The 20,830-nt window shown below is 72.8% G+C and carries 15 protein-coding genes; 12 read left to right on the forward strand and 3 right to left on the reverse strand.

All coding sequences use genetic code 11. The annotated features are described in order from the left end of the window. The first annotated feature begins 262 nt into the window (after positions 1–262). The 9 genes from K4G22_RS15720 to K4G22_RS15760 all read left to right on the forward strand — a co-directional run bounded on the left by K4G22_RS15720 (position 263) and on the right by K4G22_RS15760 (position 13,058). Entirely contained in the window at positions 263–1,882 is a 1,620-nt protein-coding gene (locus tag K4G22_RS15720) for a class I adenylate-forming enzyme family protein (protein WP_228080863.1), read from the forward strand. A 55-nt stretch (positions 1,883–1,937) separates the two neighbouring features. Next, entirely contained in the window at positions 1,938–3,323 is a 1,386-nt protein-coding gene (locus tag K4G22_RS15725; RefSeq protein ID WP_228080864.1) for a protoporphyrinogen/coproporphyrinogen oxidase, read from the forward strand. Between the two features lie 107 nt (positions 3,324–3,430). Continuing rightward, positions 3,431–4,774, forward strand: coding sequence for a protoporphyrinogen/coproporphyrinogen oxidase (locus K4G22_RS15730; protein WP_228080865.1), 1,344 nt, complete (start codon positions 3,431–3,433; stop codon positions 4,772–4,774). 87 nt (positions 4,775–4,861) lie between these two features. Next, positions 4,862–7,144 (forward strand): MMPL family transporter, encoded by a 2,283-nt coding sequence (locus tag K4G22_RS15735; protein WP_228080866.1) that lies wholly within the window; start codon positions 4,862–4,864, stop codon positions 7,142–7,144. A 123-nt stretch (positions 7,145–7,267) separates the two neighbouring features. Continuing rightward, positions 7,268–8,329, forward strand: coding sequence for a Gfo/Idh/MocA family oxidoreductase (locus K4G22_RS15740; protein WP_228080867.1), 1,062 nt, complete (start codon positions 7,268–7,270; stop codon positions 8,327–8,329). Next, positions 8,319–9,221: a sugar phosphate isomerase/epimerase family protein gene (locus tag K4G22_RS15745; protein ID WP_228080868.1), complete on the forward strand. Its 903-nt coding sequence runs from the start codon at positions 8,319–8,321 to the stop codon at positions 9,219–9,221. The genes K4G22_RS15740 and K4G22_RS15745 overlap by 11 nt, the downstream gene beginning before the upstream one ends. Then, positions 9,218–10,519 carry a M20/M25/M40 family metallo-hydrolase gene (locus K4G22_RS15750; RefSeq protein WP_228080869.1) on the forward strand — a complete coding sequence of 434 codons (1,302 nt, stop codon included), beginning with the start codon at positions 9,218–9,220 and terminating at the stop codon, positions 10,517–10,519. The genes K4G22_RS15745 and K4G22_RS15750 overlap by 4 nt, the downstream gene beginning before the upstream one ends. After that, on the forward strand, positions 10,516–11,706 hold the full coding sequence (locus K4G22_RS15755) for an Ldh family oxidoreductase (RefSeq protein ID WP_322785102.1): 1,191 nt from the start codon (positions 10,516–10,518) through the stop codon (positions 11,704–11,706). Before K4G22_RS15750 ends, K4G22_RS15755 begins: the two co-directional genes overlap by 4 nt. Further along, positions 11,703–13,058 carry a Gfo/Idh/MocA family protein gene (locus K4G22_RS15760; protein ID WP_228080870.1) on the forward strand — a complete coding sequence of 452 codons (1,356 nt, stop codon included), beginning with the start codon at positions 11,703–11,705 and terminating at the stop codon, positions 13,056–13,058. The genes K4G22_RS15755 and K4G22_RS15760 overlap by 4 nt, the downstream gene beginning before the upstream one ends. 73 nt (positions 13,059–13,131) lie before the next feature. Here K4G22_RS15760 and K4G22_RS15765 read toward each other — a convergent pair whose 3' ends face one another. The 3 genes from K4G22_RS15765 to K4G22_RS15775 are packed head-to-tail and all read right to left on the reverse strand — an operon-like array spanning position 13,132 to position 16,773. Continuing rightward, positions 13,132–14,424, reverse strand: a complete 1,293-nt coding sequence (locus tag K4G22_RS15765) for a nucleotide sugar dehydrogenase (RefSeq protein WP_228080871.1) — start codon at positions 14,422–14,424, stop codon at positions 13,132–13,134. 11 nt (positions 14,425–14,435) lie between these two features. Beyond that, a complete protein-coding gene (locus K4G22_RS15770; protein WP_228080872.1) occupies positions 14,436–15,554 on the reverse strand; it encodes a DegT/DnrJ/EryC1/StrS family aminotransferase in 1,119 nt (372 codons plus the stop codon). 1 nt (position 15,555) lies between these two features. After that, positions 15,556–16,773, reverse strand: a complete 1,218-nt coding sequence (locus K4G22_RS15775; protein WP_228080873.1) for a DegT/DnrJ/EryC1/StrS family aminotransferase — start codon at positions 16,771–16,773, stop codon at positions 15,556–15,558. Between the two features lie 487 nt (positions 16,774–17,260). Here K4G22_RS15775 and K4G22_RS15780 point away from each other — a divergent pair, with 487 nt between their 5' ends. The 3 genes from K4G22_RS15780 (at position 17,261) to K4G22_RS15790 (ending at position 20,486) form a co-directional block, all read left to right on the forward strand. After that, positions 17,261–18,103 carry a class I SAM-dependent methyltransferase gene (locus K4G22_RS15780; RefSeq protein WP_228080874.1) on the forward strand — a complete coding sequence of 281 codons (843 nt, stop codon included), beginning with the start codon at positions 17,261–17,263 and terminating at the stop codon, positions 18,101–18,103. A gap of 75 nt (positions 18,104–18,178) precedes the next feature. Then, on the forward strand, positions 18,179–19,147 hold the full coding sequence (locus K4G22_RS15785) for a UbiA family prenyltransferase (protein ID WP_228080875.1): 969 nt from the start codon (positions 18,179–18,181) through the stop codon (positions 19,145–19,147). Positions 19,148–19,331: 184 nt separating this feature from the next. Then, positions 19,332–20,486, forward strand: coding sequence for a benzoate/H(+) symporter BenE family transporter (locus tag K4G22_RS15790; protein ID WP_228080876.1), 1,155 nt, complete (start codon positions 19,332–19,334; stop codon positions 20,484–20,486). The last annotated feature ends 344 nt before the right edge of the window (positions 20,487–20,830 follow it).

Raw genomic sequence — 20,830 nt, forward strand, 5'->3', positions numbered from 1 at the left:
GCGTGCGCGCTCCGACGCCACGTCAGGCTCCGCGCGCCGGACCAGGGTTGCCCCCCCCGTCCTCTGCCCCCGGGCCCATGGGACCGGTGCCGCACACTGCCAAGAGCTTGCTATTGCCACCCAGTTGACGGGGTGCCTAGGTTGACCACCCGATGGGCTGGTCCTGGCCGCGACACCTGATGCCGCGAGGGGCGCACGTCCGGATGTCGGTCGGCCCGGATCGCGGATCGGCCGACCCCGCCACACAGGGAAGGGTGTTCAGGTGGCCACAGCCGATGTCAGTCGCTTCGGCATAGGAGCGCTGTTCGCGCACTACGCGGAGCGCGAACAGCCCACGATCTTCCACCTCAGTCGGGCCTTCGACATCGCCCCCGACGGCGGCACGCGCTACACGGTGCCCCAACTCGCCGATCTGATCGGCGAGACGGCCGCCTGGCTGCACGCGGCGGGCGCGCGGCAGGGCGACCGGATCGCGATCGTCAAGGACAACCACTGGGACTGCACCCTGCTGGCGTGCGCCGCCGCCCGCATCGGGGTGCTGCCCGCGATGATCTCCGGGCATCTGGCCGCCGACGCGCTGGAGACGCTGCTGAAGCGTCTTGACCCCGCCGTGCTCGTCACCAAGCGGAACATCCTGGAGCGGGGCCGCGCCGCCGAGACCGATCTGGCCTCGCTGGCCCGCCGCACCATCAGCCTGGACGGCGAGGCGCCCGGCGCCGCGAGCCTGGCCGAGGCCATCGGGGAGCGGGCGGACGGCGAGCCGCCGGTGCCGCGGCGCGACCCGTCCGAGCCGATGGTCGTCACCCACACCTCGGGCACCACAGGGGTGCCCAAGCTGGTGGTGCACTCCGCCGGGACCATCCTCGGCACGCTGGGCAAGATCGAGTCCGTGCGCTGGCCGATCGTCGCCACCCGCAAGTCCGACACCGTGGCCAGCGGCATCGCCTTCGTCCACGGCCGCAGCATCCCGTGGACGGCGGGCACCCTGCTCCTTGAGCCGCGCAAGGCCGTGGTGGTCGCCGACGGCGACCCGGCCACCGCCGAGCGGGTCTTCACCGAGCACCCGCCGACCACCTGCGAGACGCTGCCCGCCTTCTTCACCCGCTGGGAGGGCCTGGCCGCCAAGGAGAACAGCGTCTTCCGCGATGTGCGGCTGTACGTCAGCACGTTCGACGCGATGCACCCGCCGACCGTCCGCCGCTTCCTGGCCGCGTCCCGGCGCAGGTTCCCCGCCTGGCTCCAGGGCTGGGGCCAGTCCGAGGCGGGACCGCTGGCGTTCCGGCTGCTGACCAGGCGCGCCCTGGCCCGCACCGGCGAACGCCACCCGACGACGCGGATCGCCGGCCGGCCGCTGCCGTACTTCACGCAGCTGGAGGTGCGGGACCCGGAGACGATGCGCAAGGTGCGGGCCGGCGAGCGCGGCGTGGTCTTCGCCAGGACCAAGGGCCGCTGCCTCACCTACCTGGGCGAGGAGGAGCGCTGGTCGGAGAAGGCCGACGGCGACTGGTGGAACACCGGCGACGTCGGCACCCGCGGTCGCACGGGCGCGATCACGCTGCTGGACCGCGAGGTGGACACCATCCCCGGGATCAGCTGCATCGAGCTGGAGGACGTGCTGACCGACCGCGTCCCGGCCATCGAGGAGGTGGTCATCCTGGGCTCGCCGAACCAGAAGCCGCTGCCCGTGGTCGCCACCGCGGACGGGAAGCTGCCCGACGACGTCTGGGCGAAGGCCGTCGCCGACCTCCCCGAGCTGGCCGACCCGGTCTACATCACCTGGGACGAGATGCTCCGCACCGGCACGGGCAAGGTGCGGCGCGGCGAGATGAGGAAGCGCTACATGGACGACGCCGAGACCTTCGGCACCGGACGGTGGACCTGATGCGGGCGGTACGGGGCCCGGGTGCCCTCCCACGCGCCGGAAGGGGCGTCGGCCGGTGACCGAACTGGACGTCGCCGTCATCGGCGCCGGCATCGCCGGGCTCGCCGCCGCCGACCGACTGCGCAGGGGCGGCCGTTCCGTCCGGGTCTTCGAGGCCAGCGACCGGATCGGCGGGCGGATGCGCACCAGCCGGCACGACGGCTACCTCATCGACGAGGGCGCCGAGACCCTGGCCGTGAACGGCTACCCCAGCACCTGGGAGCTCATCAGGGATCTGGGCATCGCCACCGAGGCGGTGCTGCCCGTCACGGCATCCGTCGGCATCTGGCGCGACCAGCGGGTCCACCCCAGGGTGGGCCACCCGCTGGGCGGCGTCACCGGGGCCGGCCTCTCCGTCTCGGGGCGGATGCGGATGGGGCGCATGGTCGGCGGACTGCTGCGCAAGGCCAAGAAGTACGACGTGGACCGGCCCGAGGCCACCCCGCTGGGCGCCACCACCGTGGCCGAGTTCGCCGCCGACTATCCCCAGGAGCTGTACGACTACCTCTTCCAGCCCGCCGTCGGCACCGCCTTCGGCTGGCAGCCCGAGCGCGTCGCCATGGGCCCGTTCGTCGCGAGCATGCTCTCCACCCGGGGCATCTGGAAGTGGCGCACCTACCGGGACGGCATGGACAGCCTCGCCCAGGCCATCGCCGAGACCGTCCCCGTCGAGACCGAACGGCCCGTCGCCGAGGTGACGGTGGACGGCGAGCGGGTGCGGGTCGCCTTCCTCGACGGCGAGACGCTGCACGCCCGCCAGGTGGTGCTGGCCGTGCCCGCTCCGGTGGCGCTCAAGCTGCACCAGGGCATGCCCGAGGCCGAGGCCGCCTATGTCGGCGCCTGCGCGTACGCGCCGATGGCCAGGGTCACCTGTCTGCTGGACCGGCCGCTTGAGCCGCCGCGCCGCCGGCGTCAGCCGCCCGTCTACGCCCTGCTGTTGCCCCACCGCGAGGACGAGGTGCTGGGCGGGCTGACCGTCGAGCACAACAAGGCGGCCAACCGGGCCCCCGAGGGGCGCGGCATCATCACGCTGCTGCCGTCGACCGGGGTGACCGCCGATCTGCTCCAGGAGTCCGACGAGTCGATCTCCAAGACCCTGCTGGAGCGGGCCGAGGCGTATGTGCCGGGCATCGGCGACGCCTGCCACACCTCGTTCACGCACCGCTTCCCGCACGGCGCGGTCGAGCCGGCGCCGAAGGCGCTCGCCGCCCGCCCCGCCTTCGCGGCCCGCCCGGCCGGTCCCGTGGAGTACGCGGGGGACTGGGTCTATGTGCGGGCCAGCAGCGAGGGCGCGGTGCGCTCGGGGGCGCACGCGGCGGCGCGCGTCCTGGCCCGGCTCGCGGAGACGGGCGGCGGGGCCACGGCGGTCGCCGACGCGTCGCCGCCCCGTCAGGCGAGCTGACCGCCCCGCGCGCACGTCGCGCGGCCCGTTCGCCGCACTCCACCCTGCCCTGAACCCCAAGGCCCTGAACCCCAGAACCCCTACCGCCCCAGTCCGAAAGGCCCGTCATGCCGAAGCCCAAGCGAGTAGCCGTCGTCGGTGGCGGAATGTCAGGCACCGCAGCCGCACGTGAACTGATCCAGGCCGGGCGCGAGGTCACCCTCTTCGACACCGCCGAGGCGCTGGGCGGTCGGGCCCGGTCCTGGCACCGTCCGGAGATCTCCCCCGACACCGGCATCAACCTGTGGTTCCTCACCATGTACAAGACGCTGTTCGAGCGCATCCGCGAGTACAAGCTCGAAGACGACATGGTCGAGATGAAGAACAGCATGATCATCGTCGCCAACGGCAAGCAGGTGCCGCTGGCCTCCGACTCCGTGCGCAGCCTGCTGAGTTACCCGCACACCAAGCTCGGCGACCGGCTCCGCTTCCTGACGACGTCGACGAAGCTGACCACCAGGCGCAAGAAGCTCGACCTCTTCGAGCCCGAGCATCTGGCCCGCGTCGACGACGGGACCAACGCGGCGGACTGGGCCTCCAAGGCGATGTCCCCCGACGCCTTCCAGTACCTGATCCGGCCGCTGATCGAGTCGTTCTGGCTGTGGCGCTGCGACGAGATCTCGCAGGCGCATGTGATGGGCATGCTGGCCAACGTCGTCGGCTCCAAGTTCTACGTCTTCGGGCGCGGCATGGAGACCGTCGCCGAGCGGATGGCGAAGGGCGCCACGCTGCGGCTCGGCACCTCCGTCACCGAGGTGGCGGTGCGGGACGGCGGCGAGGTCGTGCTGACGTTCTCCGAGGCCGACGGCTCCTCGTCGAGCGAGGCGTTCGACGAGGTGGTGATCGCCACCACCGCTCCGGTGGCGGCCAAGCTCGCCGCTCCGCTGCCGAGCGACATCGCGGACCCCGAGATGGTGAGGTTCGCCGACTCGCAGCGGTACGAACCGGCCCTTTCCGTCTCGTACCTGATCGACCGCGGGCTCATGCCGTCCAACGAGCACATCGTCCCCGGCGGCCCCGGGACGCGCATCGTGCGCAGCATCATCACCGTGCCCAAGACCCACATCGACGGGGACGAACGGCGCGAGAAGGAGCTGACCTTCGTCTACATGGGCCGCCAGGCGACCAAGGAACTGCTGGGCGCCCCCGAGGAACAGCAGTACGAGCGGGCCCTTGAGCTGGCGCCGGAACTCTGGCCGGATTTCCCCCAGGACGCCGAGCCGTTCCACATCGTGGAGCGTAGGGTCGGCCTGCCCTGGCCCGAGCCCGGCCGCTATGTCAAGGCGGCTGCCCTGGCCCGGAACCAGCACGGTCCCGTCGTCTTCGCCGGCGACTTCCTCGCCAACCCGACGGCCGAGGGGTCGATGCGCACCGGCATCCGGGCGGCCAACTCGCTGCTCGCGAAGGCGTAGCGGAGCGGCCCGCCGGGCACCGACGCGGCGGGACGCCGTGTTCCGGCGCGGCTGGCAAGACCGGCACGGCACACAGGAGGAGAAGAGATGCTGGCACGACTCGCCCAGTTCGTCCTGCGACGTCGAAAGAGCCTGCTGTATGTGGTGGTGCTGCTGTTCGCCGTCTCGGGAGCGGTGGGCGGCAGTGTCTTCAACAAGCTCTCCACCGGCGGCTATGTGGACTCGTCCACCGAGTCGGCGCGGGGCACCGAGGCGCTTCAGGACCGCTTCGGCGCCGGCGACCCCAACCTGGTGCTGCTGGTCACGGACGAACGCGGCGTGGACGACCCGGTCGTGGCCGAGGCGGGCGCGGCGCTGACCCAGCGCCTCGGCGAGGAGCCCGACGTCGTCGAGTCCTACTCGTACTGGACGCTGGGCGGGCCGCCCGAGCTGCGCGGCGAGAACGCCGACCGGGCGTTGGTGCTGGCGCGCATCGACGGCGACGAGGACGACATCCAGGCGTGGATGGACGACCACATCGACGCCTACGAGGGCGACGACGTGAACGGCCTCACGGTCCAGCCGGGCGGCGTCGCGCAGGCCAACGAGGACATCACCACGCAGACCGAGAAGGACCTCTTCAAGGCCGAGGCCCTGGTCTTCCCGGTGATCCTGATCGCCCTGGTGCTGGTCTTCGGCGGCGTGGTCGCCGCGATGCTGCCGCTGGGCGTCGGCCTCTTCACCATGGCCGCGGTCTTCCTGCTGCTGCGGGTGCTGACCGAGATGACCGACGTGTCGGTGCTGGCGCTCAACATCGCGACGGGCCTCGGGCTCGGCCTCGCCATCGACTACAGCCTCTTCATCATCAGCAGGTACCGCGAGGAGCTGCGGCGCGGCGCCGACACGGACGAGGCCATCGTCATCGCCATGCGCACGGCGGGCCGCACCGTGCTGTTCTCCGCGCTGACCGTCGCCATCGCGCTCAGCGGGCTGCTGGTCTTCCCGTTCTACTTCCTGCGCTCCTTCGCCTACGCCGGCATCCCCACGGCGCTGCTGGCCGCCGCCGCCTCGCTGACGATGCTCCCCGCGCTCCTCAAGGTGCTGGGCCCGCGCATCGACAAGTGGCGGATCCGCAAGCACAGGGACGGCGGGCTCGCCGGCAGCGTCGACGGGCAGGGCTTCTGGTACCGGCTGGCGCTGCGCGTCATGCGGTTCCCCGTGCTCATCGGCACCTCGATCGTGGCGCTGCTGCTGGTGCTCGGCTCGCCGTTCCTCGACCTCAAGCTCGGCCTGGCCGACGAGCGGGTGCTGCCGCGGTCCGCCGCCTCCCACGAGGTGGGCAACGTGGTGCGGGAGGAGTTCAATTCGCAGGAGCACCAGGCCATGACGGTGGTCCTGGAGGACCTCCCGGACGCGGCGGGTGCGACCCAGGCCATCGACGACTACGCGCGGGAGCTGTCGGGGCTCCCCGGCGTGGCCCATGTCGAGACGGTCACCGGCGGCTACCACGACGGCGCCCATGTCGCCGACCCGGGCCCGCAGCACGCGGGCTACGCCGGCGACGGCGTCTACCTGAAGATCGTGCCCGAGCACGAGGCCATGTCCGAGGAGGGCGAGCGGCTGGTGCACGACGTGCGCGACACGCCCGCGCCCTCGTCCGTCCTGGTCTCCGGGCCGAGCGCCGAACTCGTCGACTCCATCGACTCCATGATGTCCCGGCTGCCGCTGGCGCTCGGCATCATCGTGGGCTCCACCTTCGTGCTGCTGTTCCTGATGACCGGCAGCCTGCTGCTGCCGGCCAAGGCGCTGGTGCTGAACCTGCTCAGCCTCAGCGCCACCTTCGGCGCGCTGGTGTGGGGCTTCCAGAGCGGCCATCTGGAGGGCATCGTCGGGGACTTCACGGTGACGGGCACCATCACCTGGAGCGTCCCGATCCTGCTGTTCTGCGTGGCGTTCGGGCTCTCCATGGACTACGAGGTCTTCCTGCTCTCCCGGATCAAGGAGTCCTACGACAAGACCGGCGACAACCAGCTGTCCGTGGCCCAGGGCCTCGGCCACACGGGCCGGTTGATCTCGGCCGCGGCCGTGCTGATCGCCATCGTCTTCATCGGCTTCCTGACCAGCGGCGTCGTCTATCTGAAGGCGATCGGCCTCGGCCTCGCGCTGGCCGTCATCATGGACGCCACGCTGGTGCGCGGCGCCCTGGTGCCGTCCTTCATGCGGCTGGCCGGACGCGCCAACTGGTGGGCGCCGAAGCCGCTTCGGCGGGTGCACGACCGCTTCGGCCTGCGGGAGTCGGTCGAGATCCCGGCCCAGGCCGGGGCGCCGAACGCGGCGGGCACGAGCGGCGAGGCCGGGCGTTCCACCACCCCGCCGGGCACGGGGGACTGACGGGACCGGCGCCCGCGCACGGGCCCCGCGCGGGGCCTCGTCGACCACGGCCTCGACCAGAACCTCTTCGACCACAGCTTCTTCGACCACAGCTTCTTCGTCCGGAGTGTGAGGAGTCGTCCGTTGTTGCAGACCCTGGTCGTCGGCCTGGGCCGTTCGGGGCGCGGCTTGCATCTGCCCGTCCTCACCCGGCTGCGGGAACGCGCGCTGCCGGCGGCGGACGCGGACCTGTTCGCGGCCGGGCCGCCGCTCGGCTACGACCCGCTGCCGCTGCCGGAGGGCACCGCCCCCCGTGGCCTCACCCGGGTGGCCTCCCTGGCCGAGGCGCGCGAACGCCTCGACGTGGCCCGCACCGTCGTGCACCTGTGCACCCCGCCCACCGAACGGGTCGACCTGCTGGCCGAGTTGATCGGCCTCGGCTTCCGCTCCTTCGTGGTGGAGAAGCCGCTGGGCACCGGCTCGGCCGTCGTCGACCACATCCGCGCCCTGCGCGACGCGCACGGCATCGCGCTGGTGGTCGTCGCGCCCTGGCTCTCCAGCACCCTCACCCAACGGATGTCGGAGACGGTCCGCACCGGCTCGCTCGGCCAGCTGCGACGGGTCACCGTGCGGCAGCGCAAGCCGCGCCTGCGCCGTTCGCTCACCACCCCTAGCCACCCGACGGTCTTCGACGTCGAACCGCCGCACGCGGTCGGCGTCGCGCTGCGGCTCGCCGGCGACGCGCGCGTCGTCGACGCGTCCTGGACGCACGCCCGCGCCGACGGCCGGGTGGTCCCCCGGATGGGCACCTCGACGCTGCTCCTGCGCCACGAGAGCGGCGTCGTCAGCGAGTTGAGCTGCGATCTGACCTCTCCGGTCCGCGAGCGCAGCTTCACCCTCGACTTCGAGGGCGGCACCCTGGTCGGCCACTACCCGATCAGCGAGGACGACCACTACGCCCATCTGAGCGTGGCGGCCGACGGCCGTCCCGCCACCGCCGAGGTGTTCGAGGACGACGCGCTCTCCGCCTGCCTGCTGCGCGCCTACCGCGGGCTGGCCAGCGCGACCGACCTCAGCGCCGACTTCGAACTCCAGGCCCGGGTGGTGGCCGTCCTGGAGGAGGCCAAGGAACTGAGCCGGGCCGAGGAGCCCGGCACCGACATCCAAGGCTCCGCCACCCTGAGGGAGACGCTCCATGCCGGATGACCACACGCCCACGCCGCCCCCGACCCTGCCCGACGGCATCGCGCTCGCCGGCATCGGAGACGAGGCGGGCGCGGAGCTCGACACCCAACTCGCCGCGCTCACCGGGCTCGGCTGGGGCCTGATCGAGCTGCGCAACATCGACGGCGTCGCGCTGGGGGACCTGGACGACGCCGCCTTCGACCACCTGCGGGAACGCCTCTCGGCGGCCGGTCTCTCGGCGGCCTGCGTGGACGCCAGGATCGCCAACTGGGGCCGGCCGATCACCGGCGACTTCGAAGAGGACCTGCGCGAGCTGGCCGCCCTCGCACCCCGCTGCCACGCGCTCGGCACCAACCTGGTGCGCGTCATGTCCTACCCCAACGACGGCCTGCCGGAAGATCGTTGGCGCGCCGAGACGCTGACCCGGATCGCCGAGCTCACCAGGCGCGCCGAGGACGCGGGCCTGGTGCTGGTGCACGAGAACTGCGCCGGCTGGGCCGGACGGGAGGCCGACCGCATGCTCGACATGCTGGAGCACGTCGACAGCCCGGCGCTGCGGCTGCTCTTCGACATCGGCAACGGCGTGGCCTACGACTACGAGGCGCACGCCCTGCTGGCGGACATCGCCCCGCATGTCGCCCACGTCCACGTCAAGGACGCCGTCGGCACCCCGGAGGACGCCCACTACACCCTGCCGGGGCAGGGCCGTTGCCGGGTGGCCGACTGCCTGCGGGACCTGCTGGCCGCCGGCTACCGTGGGGTGCTCTCCATCGAGCCGCACATCAGCGTCCGGCCGCACGAGGCGCTGGCCGACGCCGGCCCCGACGGGGTGTCGCGGTTCGTGGCCTACGGGCGGACGTTGGAGCGGCTGATCGCCGACGAGGTGGTCCCCGCCGTGGCGGCGGCCAGGTGACCGTGGAGCCGTCGACCGTCCCGCTGCTGCCCGACGAGCGGGCGCTGCTGCTGCGCCTGATGGAGCTGCCGACCGCGGGCCCGCTTGAGGTCGGCGCGGCCGGGCCGCCGCCCAGGATCGCCGCCGCCCAACGCGCCTACGCCAAGGCCGCTTCGCCGCTCGGCTTCGCGGTGGTGCACCACGCCGAGGCCCACCCGTCGGCGCTGGCCGGGCCGCATGTCCCGCTGGCGGTGCGGGAGGCGGCGGCCACCTCGCCCGGCTTCCTGGCCTGCCAGCCCAACATGGTGCTGCGGCTCGGCCCCGAACTGCCCCGCGAGCGCACCGTGATGTTCAACGCGCATCTGGACACCGTGGCCGGCGGCGAGCCGCCCCGGCTGGTCGGCGACCGCTTCCACGGCCGGGGCGCCATCGACGCCAAGGGCCCGGCGGTCGCGCTGCTCGCCGGCGTCCGCGCCGCCGTCGAGGCCACCGGGGCGCTCGGCACGGACATCGGGGTGCTCATCCAGCTGGTCGCCGGTGAGGAGGGCGGCGCCATGGGGGTGTTCGGCACCAGGGACCTGGTGGAACGCGGCTTCACCGGCCGGTTGAACATCTTCTGCGAGCCCACGGCCGGGCGGCTGCTGCCCCGTTCCACGGCCGCCATGACGGCCCGCGTCTCGGTGCACGGCCAGGACACCATTGACGACCGGCCCGGCGGCGGCCACAACGCCACCGTGCTGCTCGGCCATGTCGCGGCGCACCTTGCCCGCCGGCTCCCGGGCCTGGTGCCCGGCACCCGGGTCTGCGTTGCCGGTCTGCACACCGGCGACCTGCACAACCGCGTTTACGGCACGGGCCGCCTGCTGCTCAACCTCGCCTATCCGACCACCGCCGCCGGCGCGGCCCTTGAGGAGGCGCTGCGGGGGGAGTTGGACGCGGCGCTCGACCGTTTCGTCGCGGACTTCGCCGAGCTGCCCGACTTCGCCCGCACCGCGGCCGACGCCCGCGCCGTCGTCACCCTCGACTGGCTCAAGCGCGGACTGCCGGCGCTCGACGCCCACGACCCGTGGGCCGAGCGGCTGCTGGCCGAGGCCGGCATCCCGCCGGCCGCCCCCGACGAGCCCGCCTTCACCTGCGACGCCATCTGGCTGGCCGGCGCGGACGACGCCTACACCGCCGTCTACGGTCCCGGCGACCTGGACGCCAACCAGGCCCACGCGGAAGGCGAGTTCGCCGACGTCGCCGATCTGGAGACCTACGCCGGAGGCATCGCCCGCCTCCTCGACCGCTTCGCCCGCGCAACGAAGGAACCCCGATGACCACCTCGGCCACCGAGCCAACGAAGCCAACCCCAGGGCCCATGGAGCCGGGCCCCGAGGCGTTCCGCGACGATGTCCGCGTCCCCTACGACGATCTGCTGACGTTCGCCGCCGAGGTGTTCGCCGCCAGGGGCGTGCCGGCGCGGCGCGCCCGCCTGGCCGCCGAGGCGCTGGTCTACGGCGACCTCGCCGGACTGCGCTCGCACGGGCTGACCAACCTCACCCGGCTCTATCTGCCGCTCTTCGACGACAAGCGGGCCGACCCGGCGGCCGAGCCCGAGGTGCTCGCCGACCGGGGCGCCGCCGTGCTCCTCGACTCCCGGCGCTCCCTCGGCCTCTGGTCGGCCAGCGAGGCGATGGACCTCGCCGTCGACCGCGCGACCGAGTACGGCATCGGCCTGGTCTCGCTGCGCGACGCCACCCACTTCGGCTGCGCCGGCGTGCACACCGCGCGCGCCGCCGCCCGCGACGCGATCGGCATCCTCGCCTCCAACTGCGGCGGCCAGCGGATCGGCCGGCCGCCGGGCGGTCGGGCCGCGATGCTCGGCACCAACCCGCTCTCCATCGCCGCCCCGGCCGGGCCCGAACTCCCGCCGTTCGTCCTCGACATGTCCACCACCGTGGTGCCCACCGGCCGGGTGCGGCAGGCCGCCCGCGCCGGGCAGTCCATCCCCGAGGGATGGCTCCAGGACATCGAGGGCCGGCCGGTCACCGACCCGTCCGCGCTCGACCGGGGCGACGGCTACCCGATGTGGCTCGGCGGCCGGCCGGAGACCGGCGCCTACAAGGGCTACGGCCTGGCGCTGCTGGTCGAGGTGCTGGCCGCGCTGGTGCCTGGCGCGGGGCTCGGCCCGGCCGCCGAGGCCCTCGACGGCGACGGCAGCCCGTCGGGCCGCGACGACGACATCGGCATCCTGGCGCTGGCCGTCGCGCCCGGCGCGCTGCGCCCGGCCGACGGCTTCCTCGGCCAGGCCGAGGGCCTCTTCCAGGCGCTCCTCGACTGCCCGCCGATCGACCCGGCGCGGCCCGTCAGCTACCCGGGCCACCGCGAGGCGCTCACCCAGCGGGCGGCGCGCCGCGACGGGGTGCCGGTGAGCCGCGCGCTCTGCGCCGAACTGAACGCCGTGGCGGCCGAGCTGGGCGTTACGGCCCCGCCCGCCACCCGTGTCGAAGGAGACCCCGCGTGAGCACCACCGAAACAGAGCGCGAGCCGCTGCGTGTGGGCCTGATCGGCCTCGGCGTCATCTCGAAGTTCTATGTCGCCGCGTTCGACGAGCTGCCGGACGTCGAGCTGGTCGCCGTCTGCGATCTGCGGCCCGCCGCGCTCGACCCGTTCAGGCCCCGGATGCCGGTGCACACCGACCACCGGCAGCTGCTCGCCACGCCGGGCCTGGACGCGGTGGTCGTCAACGTCCCCAACGACGTGCACCACGCGGTGTGCGCCGACGCCGTCGCCGCCGGCGTCGCCGTCTGCGTGGAGAAGCCGCTGACCACCAGGGTCGCGGACGGCCGGGCGCTGGTGGCGGCGGCCAGGGACGCCGGCGTGGTGCTCTTCACCTCCTTCCACCGCCGCTACAACGACAACGCGTTGGCGCTGCTGGAACGGCTGCCCGCCGATGTCCCCGTCACCTCGTTGACCGTCCGCTATCTGGAGCGGATCGAGGAGCACGCGGGCGACGACCGCTGGTATCTGGACCCGGAGCGGTGCGGCGGCGGTTGCGTCGCCGACAACGGGCCCAACGCCTTCGACACCGCGCGCCAGTTCCTCGGCGCCCTCTCGCTGGTGGAGGCCAAGGTGCTGCGCGACGCCGAGGGCGTCGACCGGCAGGCCACCGTCGAACTGCGCGCCGCCTCGGGCGCCACCGCCAGGATCGAGCTGGACTGGGCGTACCCGGGCGAGCGCAAGGACATCGAGGTCCACCTCGCCGACGGCACCGTCCACCACGCCGACATGCTCGGCGGGCACGACGGGTTCAAGAGGTCCCTGTGGCACGAGTACGTCGGCGTGCTGACCGAGTTCGCCGCCGCCGTGCGGGCCGGCCGTGGCCATGGCGAGGAGGGGCTCGCCGCCCTCGAACTGGTCGACCGGGTCTACCGTTCGCAGGGCGCGCCGAGCACCGCCGTGCCCGGGCCCGATCCGAGCGAGGACGGGCTGAAGTTCCCCGTGCGTTCCACGCTGGTGAAGATCCTCACCCACCGCAGGGACGACCGGGGCATGAGCCTGACGGAGTTCGCCAGCCGCTGTGTGCGCAGGGGAGAGGTGCACGAGCTGGTCACCACCGACCAGCTGGACCCCACTCCCGGCGCGGTCGTCGACCGGGTCGGGTTCCTCGGCTTCGTCGAGATCGAGTCCGCCGGCGTGCTCGACCGGGGCGACGAGGTGTGGGCGGACGGCCGCAGGATCGGCGCCGTCCTCGGCTTCGACGACTGCCACTTCCCCAACCACTACAACGTGTTGATCGCCGTCGACACCCCGACGACCGGGCCCGAGCAGGGCCTGGTGCCCGGCATGGAGGTCCGCTTCGGCGGCCCCAACTGACCCGACCACGGCAGCGCCCCCCGGCCCGTTCGACGGGCCGGGGGGCGCTGGCCGTGTCCAACCCGCCGCTACGTCACAGCGACTCCACGGCCCCGCCGGGGGCCAACCGGCGCCGGCAGTCCAGCACATAGCGGGCCGAGGCGGTGACCCGCTCGTAGTCCACGCCGTCGTGGTCGGTGACCAGCAGCACCGCGTCGGCCGCCGCGATCTCCTCCGCCGTCAGCTCGACCGCCGTCGGCGCCACCGGGCCCGACGGCAGCAACCCGGACGGGTACTCCGTCACATGGGCGTCGACGATGCGGACCTCGGCGCCCGCCCGGGCGAGCAGCCGGGCGATGTCCACCCCGGGGGACTCCCGCACATCGCCGCTGTTCGCCTTGTACGCCAGCCCCAGCAGCAGCACCCGCGCGCCGGACAGCGCCGTGGAGCGCCGGTCGAGGCCGCGCTCCAGGCGCCGGACCACATACTCCGGCATCTGGTCGTTCAACTCGGCGGCCAGCTCCACCAGTCGGAACCTGGTGCCGAGGGTGCGCTCCACCTTCCACGACAGATACAGCGGGTCGACCGGCAGGCAGTGCCCGCCGACGCCTGGCCCCGGCGTGAAGCGCATGAAGCCGAACGGCTTGGTCGCCGCCACGTCCAGCGCCTCCCACATGTCCACGCCGAGACCATCGGCATGGGTGGCCAACTCGTTGACCAGCGCGATGTTGACCTGTCGGAAGGTGTTCTCCAGGATCTTCGCCAGCTCGGCGACGCGCGGCGTCCCGGCCGGCACCACCTCCTGGACCACCGAACCGTAGAAGTCCGCGATCCGCGCCAGCGACGCCTCGTCGACGCCCGACACCACCTTGGGCGTGGTCGTGAACGTCCACCGCTCGTTGCCGGGATCGATCCGCTCGGGGCTGTAGCCGAGATGGAAGTCCCGGCCGGGCGCGAGCCCGGACTCCCGGTGCAGCAGCGGCCCGAGCACCTCCTCGGTCGTGCCCGGATAGCTGGTGGACTCCAGCACCACCACGGCCCCGGGCCGCAGATGGGCGGCGAGCGCGATGCCCGCCGACTCGATGTACGACAGGTCGGGCTCGCCGTCGCGCAGCGGCGTGGGCACGGTGATCACCGCGATGTCGAACCCGGCGAGGTCCTCGTCGGCCACCGAGGGCCGGTAGCGGCCCGCGTCCAACAGCGCGGCGAGGCGCTCCGAGCCGATGTCGCCCACATAGGACTCACCGACCGAGAGCTTCTTGACGCGCCCCTCGTCGACGTCGTATCCGACGACCTGGTAACCGCGTTCCGCCGCCGCGACGGCCAACGGCAGTCCGACGTAGCCCTGTCCCATGACGACCAGTTTCGAGGCCATCGAAGGCTGCATCCCGGTACTCCTTAGTCGAAGAACTCGCACACCGAGTCGGCGATGTACTCCACTTGGGCGTCGGTCAGATGAGGCCAGATCGGGATGGCGAGATTGTGGTCGCTGGCGTACTGCGCGCCGGGCCAGACGCGGCCCTCGGGCGCGAACTCGGCGAACGCCGGCTGGAGCGGCAGCGGCACCGGGTAGTACACGTGGCTGCCGATCTCCTTCTCGGTCAGCCACGCCCGCAGATCGCCGCGGCGCCGCACCAGCAGCGAGTAGACGTAGTAGCACCGGCCGTTGCGCCCGGCCGGCGGGGCCGTAACCCCACGGTCGGCCAGCGGCGCGAACCGCTCCGTGTAGTAGTCGGCGATCCGCGCCCGCCGCTCCAACCGGTCGGCGAACCCGCCGTGCCGGCGCAGCTGGAAGCCGGCGACCACCTCGTCGAAGCGGCTGTTCTGCCCCACCTCGTGGTGCAGGAAACGGGTGACGCCGTCCTGCCCGTGGTTGCGCAGCATCCGCACCCTGGCCGCCAACGCGTCGTCGTCGGTGAGCACCACGCCGCCCTCGCCGACGGTGCCGAACGCCTTCACCTGGAAGAACGAGAACGCGCCCAGATCGCCCCAACGCCCGGACGGAACCCCGTCCAACACCGCGCCCTGGGCGACGGCCGCGTCCTCGATGACCGGGATGCCCCGGTCGTGCGCGATCTTGTTGACGCGCGGCATGTCGGCCATGATCGAGAAGACGTGCGCCGGCATCACCGCCTTGGTGCGGTCGGTGATCGACCGCTCCATGTCCTCGGGATCGATGACCATGGTGTGCGGATCGCAGTCGGCGAAGACCGGCGTGGCGCCCAGGTTCGCCACCGAGGACGCCACCGGCTGGCAGCAGAACGCCGGCACCACGACCTCGTCGCCCGGGCCGACGCCCAGCGCCTGCACGGCCAGGTTGAGCGCCCCGGTGCCGCTGGAACAGGCGATCACCGAACCGGCCCCGGTGGACTCGCGCAGCTCCTCCTCCAGGGCGGCGGAGCGCCGGCCCAGGATGAACTTCTGCTCGGGGTCGGTGCCCACCTCGTAGAGGACGTCGAGCAGCGCCTGCCGGTCCTCCTCGAACAGGTCCGGCGGGAAGAACGGGATGAGCGCCATCTCACTGCCTCCCGGCGTAGAAGTCGACGACGGCCGCGCACACGGTCTCGACCTGTTCCACGGTGAGATCCGGATACAGCGGCAGGGCCACGGTGCGGTGGCTGGCCGCCTCCGCGTTCGGCAGCGAGGGCGGCGTCGAACCGTCGGCCGGCGCGTAGGCCGGCTGGTGGTGCAGCGGGCGCGGGTAGTACGTCTCGGTCCCGATGCCGCGCCGCGCCAGGTGGTCGACCAGCTCGTCGCGCCGCTCGACCTCGATCAGATAGACGTAGAAGACCGGCTCCGACGGCACGGCGCGGGGCAGCAGCCGGGGCACGGCGAGCACCCCTTCGACGCCGCTCAGCCGCTCGCTGTAGGCGTCGGCGAGCAACCGGCGCCGCGCGATGTCCTCGTCCAGCCTGGACAGTTTGGCGACCAGCACCGCCGCCTGGATGTCGTCCATCTTGCTGTTGGTGCCGCTGGCCCCCGACAGGTTGGAGATGCCGGCGATGTGGTCGATGGTCCTGCCCATCCGACCGTGGTGGCGCAGCGTTCCGGCGCGCTCGGCGATCTCCTCGTCGTCGGTGAGGATCATGCCGGCGTCGCCCACCGCGCCCAGCGTCTTGCTGGGGAAGAACGACAGCACACCGCCGGCGCCCAACAGCCCCGCGTGGACGCCGTCCCAGCGCATCCCGATCGCCTCGGCGCTGTCCTCAAGGACCAGCAGCCCGTGCCGCTCGGCCACGTCGTTCAGCGCCGCCATGTCGGCCAGCTGGCTGAAGAGATGGACCGGCAGCACCGCGCGGGTCCGCTCGGTGATCTTCGACTCGAAGGACGCGGCGTCCATCCCGTAGTCGCCGTCCGCGGTGATGTCGGCGAAGACCGGGGTGGCGCGCGCCAGCGTGACGGCGGACGCGGAGGCAAAGAAACTGAACGCCGGCACGATCACCTCGTCGCCGGGCCCGATGCCGGCGGCGCGCAGCAGCAACACCAGCGCGTCCGTGCCCGAGTTCACCGCGATGGCGTGCCGGGCCCCGGTGTACTCGCGGATGGCGCGCTCCAACTCGGCGACCTTCCGCCCGTGGGAGAACTTCCCGCGATCGAAGACCTCGCCGACATGCCGGCTGATCAGCGGCCACAGCTCCTTGAAGGAGTCCGCCTGCGAGAAGAAGGCGACTTCCGGCCCCGGACCGGCCGGTCCGGTCCGCTCGCCCGTTGTCAGTCCCTGTGCCGAAGTACCCACCGGTCTCCTCAATCGTGGTGCTTCATGGGAGGGTGCGCGGTCCACGCGCGGCGCCATGCCGTCGGGCACGGGGGACCGGGGCGCCGCAGGGTTCGGGGCGACCCCGCGCCCCGAGGACGGGCGCCCTCACGACCGTACGAAGGAGTAGGGGTCGCTACAACGGCAACAACTTGCCCGCAGGGAACCGGGCTTGACGCCGCACGGCGCCGCGCCGTTCGCGGCGGGCCGAGGCACCGGGCGAGGGCCGCCGCCGGGCCGGGGTGACAGGTTCTTGCTCGTGGCCCGCCCAGCTCGGCACCTCATTGTCATGGCGGCGCGCGCCGTTCGGTTCCTAAGGTGACTCACCGTCCGACCGCCCGGAGCACGCTACCCATGAACGGCCGTACGGAGCCGACGAGGGCCCCGCCGCGCGGCGTGGGGCCGGCCGGCGAACCGCGGGGAGGGCCGACCGCTCCCCCGTCACCGACGAGCACTTCGGGGGTTGACCGTGAGCGTCGCCGAAAGCCTGTCCTCGCTACCGCCCATCCTCACCGGCGGCGGCGCGGGAGACGACAGCCCGTACATCTTCGACTCGGCCTGGGACCGCGAGACCGAACGGCTCCGCGCCAACGAGGCGCTCTGGGACCAGGGCACCATCGAACGCCTCAACCGCCTGGGCGTCTCCCCCGGCTGGACCTGCCTGGAAGTCGGCGCCGGCCGTGGCTCGATCGCCGACTGGCTCGGCGAACGCGTCGGCACCGGCGGCCGGGTGGTCGCCGCCGACCTGGAGACCGCGCCGCTCGACTGGATCGACCGCCCCCAGGTCGAGGTCGCCAAACTGGACCTGCGCGGCGACCAACTGCCCTCCGACACCTTCGACCTGATCCACGCGCGGATGGTCCTGCAACACCTGGAGGACCGCGACATCGCGGTCACCCGCATGGTGCGCGCCCTCAAGCCGGGCGGCGTGCTGTTCCTTGAGGACACCGACTCGCTGACGCTCTTCCGCTCCGCCGTCGCCGAGGACTTCCTCAAGGACGTCCACACCGCCTGCTACGACGTGATGGCCCGCGCCGGCTACGAGGCGCGCGGCGGCCAACTCGACCTGGAGGCGGCGCTCGCCACCGAGCTGGTCGACGTCTCGGCCGAGGGCCGGGCGGTGATGGTCAGGGGCGGCACCCTCCAGGCCCGGATGTACGTGCTGTGGCTGGAGTACCTCCGCCCCAAGCTGCTCGCCGCCGGGCTGCTCACCGAGGAACGCGTGAACGAGGCGCTGGCCGCCCTGGACGACCCGGGCCACCGCTGGCTGAGCCAGGTGCTGATCTCCACCTACGGCCGCAAGCCCCGCTGACCGCGCGCACCCGTCGGTCCCATCGCGGAGCCGGCACCCCGTCGACCTCATCGGACATCGGAAAGGCGTGGCCCCATGGCCGTGAACACGGTGCGGACCGGCGAGCCGGATGTCTCACCCCGGACGAACCGGCTCAAGGCGTACGCGAAGCTCGGCAAGCTCGCCTTCTTCGACTTCTACCTCTGCGTCCTGCTGGTGTGGGCCGCGCTCCCCGGCTCCCAACTCTGGGACTGGCAGACGTTCGCCCTGCTCGCGCTCTTCGTCCTCGGCCAGGGCGGCGTGGTCGCCGCCACCGTCGCCTTCGACGACCTGACCGGGCTGCGGGACGGCAGTGACGCGCGCAACTACCAGCCGGAGACGGGCCAGCTGCGCGACCTGTCCCGCAAACCGCTGCTCAGCGGCAGCCTCACGGCCCGCCAGGCCTGGCTCTTCGGCTGGGGCGCGGTCGCCTGGGGCCTGGTCATCTGGTCGGCGACCGCGCTGCTGGCGCCCCACCAACCGCTGTGGGTCTGCGCGCTGTTGCTGCTGACCGTCGTCCTCGCCGTCCAGTACTCCTACGGCCTCAAACTCAGCTATCACGGTGCCCAGGAACTGCTCCTGCTCTTCTGCCCCGCGATGGTGGTGCTGCTCCCGTACGGGCTGCTCACCGGCACCACCACCGGGCTGATCATCCTGGAGGCGCTGCTCTTCGGCCTCTGGAGCCTGCTGGTCTCGCTCTACTCGAACATGAACGACGTCGAGGGCGACCGGCTGGCCAGGCGCCGCAACCTCGCCACCCTGACCTCGCCCGCCAACTACCGCCGGGTGATCGTGGCGTTCACCGTGCTCGAACCCGTCGCCGTGCTCGTCGCCTGGTCCCTCGGCGCCGTCCCCGGCTGGTTCCTCCTGGTGCTGGCGCCCGTGCTGGCCTCCCGCGCGGTGCAGCTGCGCACGGGCGTCGTCCAGGGCAACGCGCTCGCCGCCCGCGTGCTCGGCATCCGCACCCAGCGGATCGGGGTCATCTCCTTCGTGATCGGTAACCTCTTGGCCGTACATCTGATCTGACCCCCGGCCAGGTTCGGCCAACTCGGGTCAACTCCGGTTGACTCAGGCCAAATCCGGTCAACTGGGATCAGCTCCGGCCCGTGAAAGGCGTGAACGAGTGCGGTGGCGTGACAGACGGCGGACGCGACCGACCGAACGGGCCGAACGGACCGACCGGGCCGAGGCGCCGGGCCTTCGTGCCGCGATGTCCACCTCGGCGGTCGCCGCCGGGCTGATCGCCGTGATCGTCTCCTACGCGGGGCCGATGGCCATCGTCTTCCAGGCCGCCGACGCCGGCAGTATCGGCGAGGTCCGCCTGGAGTCCTGGGTCTGGGCGATCTCCATCGGCTCCGGCGTCACCTGCGTCGCGCTGAGCTGGGCCTACCGTGCCCCGGTGCTCACCGCCTGGTCGACGCCGGGCGCCGCGCTGCTGGTGTCAGGGCTCGCCACCTACTCCTACGGCGAGGCGGTGGGCGCCTATCTGCTGGCCGCCCTCGCCACGGTGTTGGTCGGGGCCACCGGCCTCTTCGGCACCGTGATGCGGCTGTTGCCCCAGCCGGTCGCTGCCGCCATGCTCGCCGGCATCCTGCTCTCCTTCGGCATCGACGTCTTCCGGGCCGCCGACACCAGCCCGGGGCTGATCGCCCTCATGCTGGCCGGCTATGTGCTGGCCCGCCGCCTCGCCCCGCGTTGGGCCACCGCCTGGACGCTGCTGCTCGGCTGCCTCTACACGGCTGTGGCCGGCGACGCCGACTTCAGTGCCGTGGAACTCTCCCTCGCGGGACCCGAGTTGACCGCCCCCAGCTTCTCGCCCGACGCCGCGATCGGCCTGGCGCTGCCGCTCTTCCTGGTCACCATGGCCTCCCAGAACGCGCCCGGCATCGCGGTGCTCCGCTCCGCCGGCTACGACGCCAGCCCGGACCGGCTGGTCGTCACCACCGGCGTCGCCTCCGCCGTCCTCGCGCCCGCGGGCGCGCACGCCATCAACCTCGCCGCCATCACCGCCGCCATCTGCACCGGCCGCGAGGCCCACGAGGACCCGCGCCGCCGCTATGTCGCCGGCATCACCTGCGGCGTGGGCTATGTGCTGGTCGGGGTCTTCGGCACGGCCCTCGTCGCGCTCTTCACCGCGCTCCCCGTCGAGTTGGTCGCCGCCGTCGCCGGCATCGCCCTCCTCGGCGCGATCGGTGCCTCCCTGGCCAGCGCCACGGCCGAGGAACGCCACCGGGACAGCGCGCTGGTCGCCTTCCTGGTCACCGCGTCCGGAGTCGAATGGTGGGGCATCGGCTCCGCCTTCTGGGGCCTCACCCTCGGCCTCGCCGTCCACCTCCTCACCACCTACCGCCGCGCCACCCCCTGACCACGGCGGCCCCCCGGGCGGGGGGTACGCGTCGGGTTGTGACGCGGCAACGCGCGGCAACGCGCGGCAACGCGCGGTGACGCGCGGTGACGCGCCGGTCGTCACGGCCGAGTCCCCGCGCGACAGGCCGCGCCGGCCGGCGCCCCGGCCTCGACGTGCCGCACCCGGGGCATATCGAACTCCGTGGCGGTGCGGCGCGATCCGCGCGTCGCCAACGGCCCGCCGGCAGGGGTGTGCCGGGGGCACCCCACTGTGGTCCGGCGCCGCGCAGCGGTTGCGCGGGCCCGTCCCGTGCCAGCGCGGCAGGCGGCGTCGGCGTGCTGCGGCTGGGGTTCGTCGAACTC

This window comes from Streptomyces profundus, assembly GCF_020740535.1.
In the GTDB taxonomy this organism is placed as follows: domain Bacteria; phylum Actinomycetota; class Actinomycetes; order Streptomycetales; family Streptomycetaceae; genus Streptomyces; species Streptomyces profundus.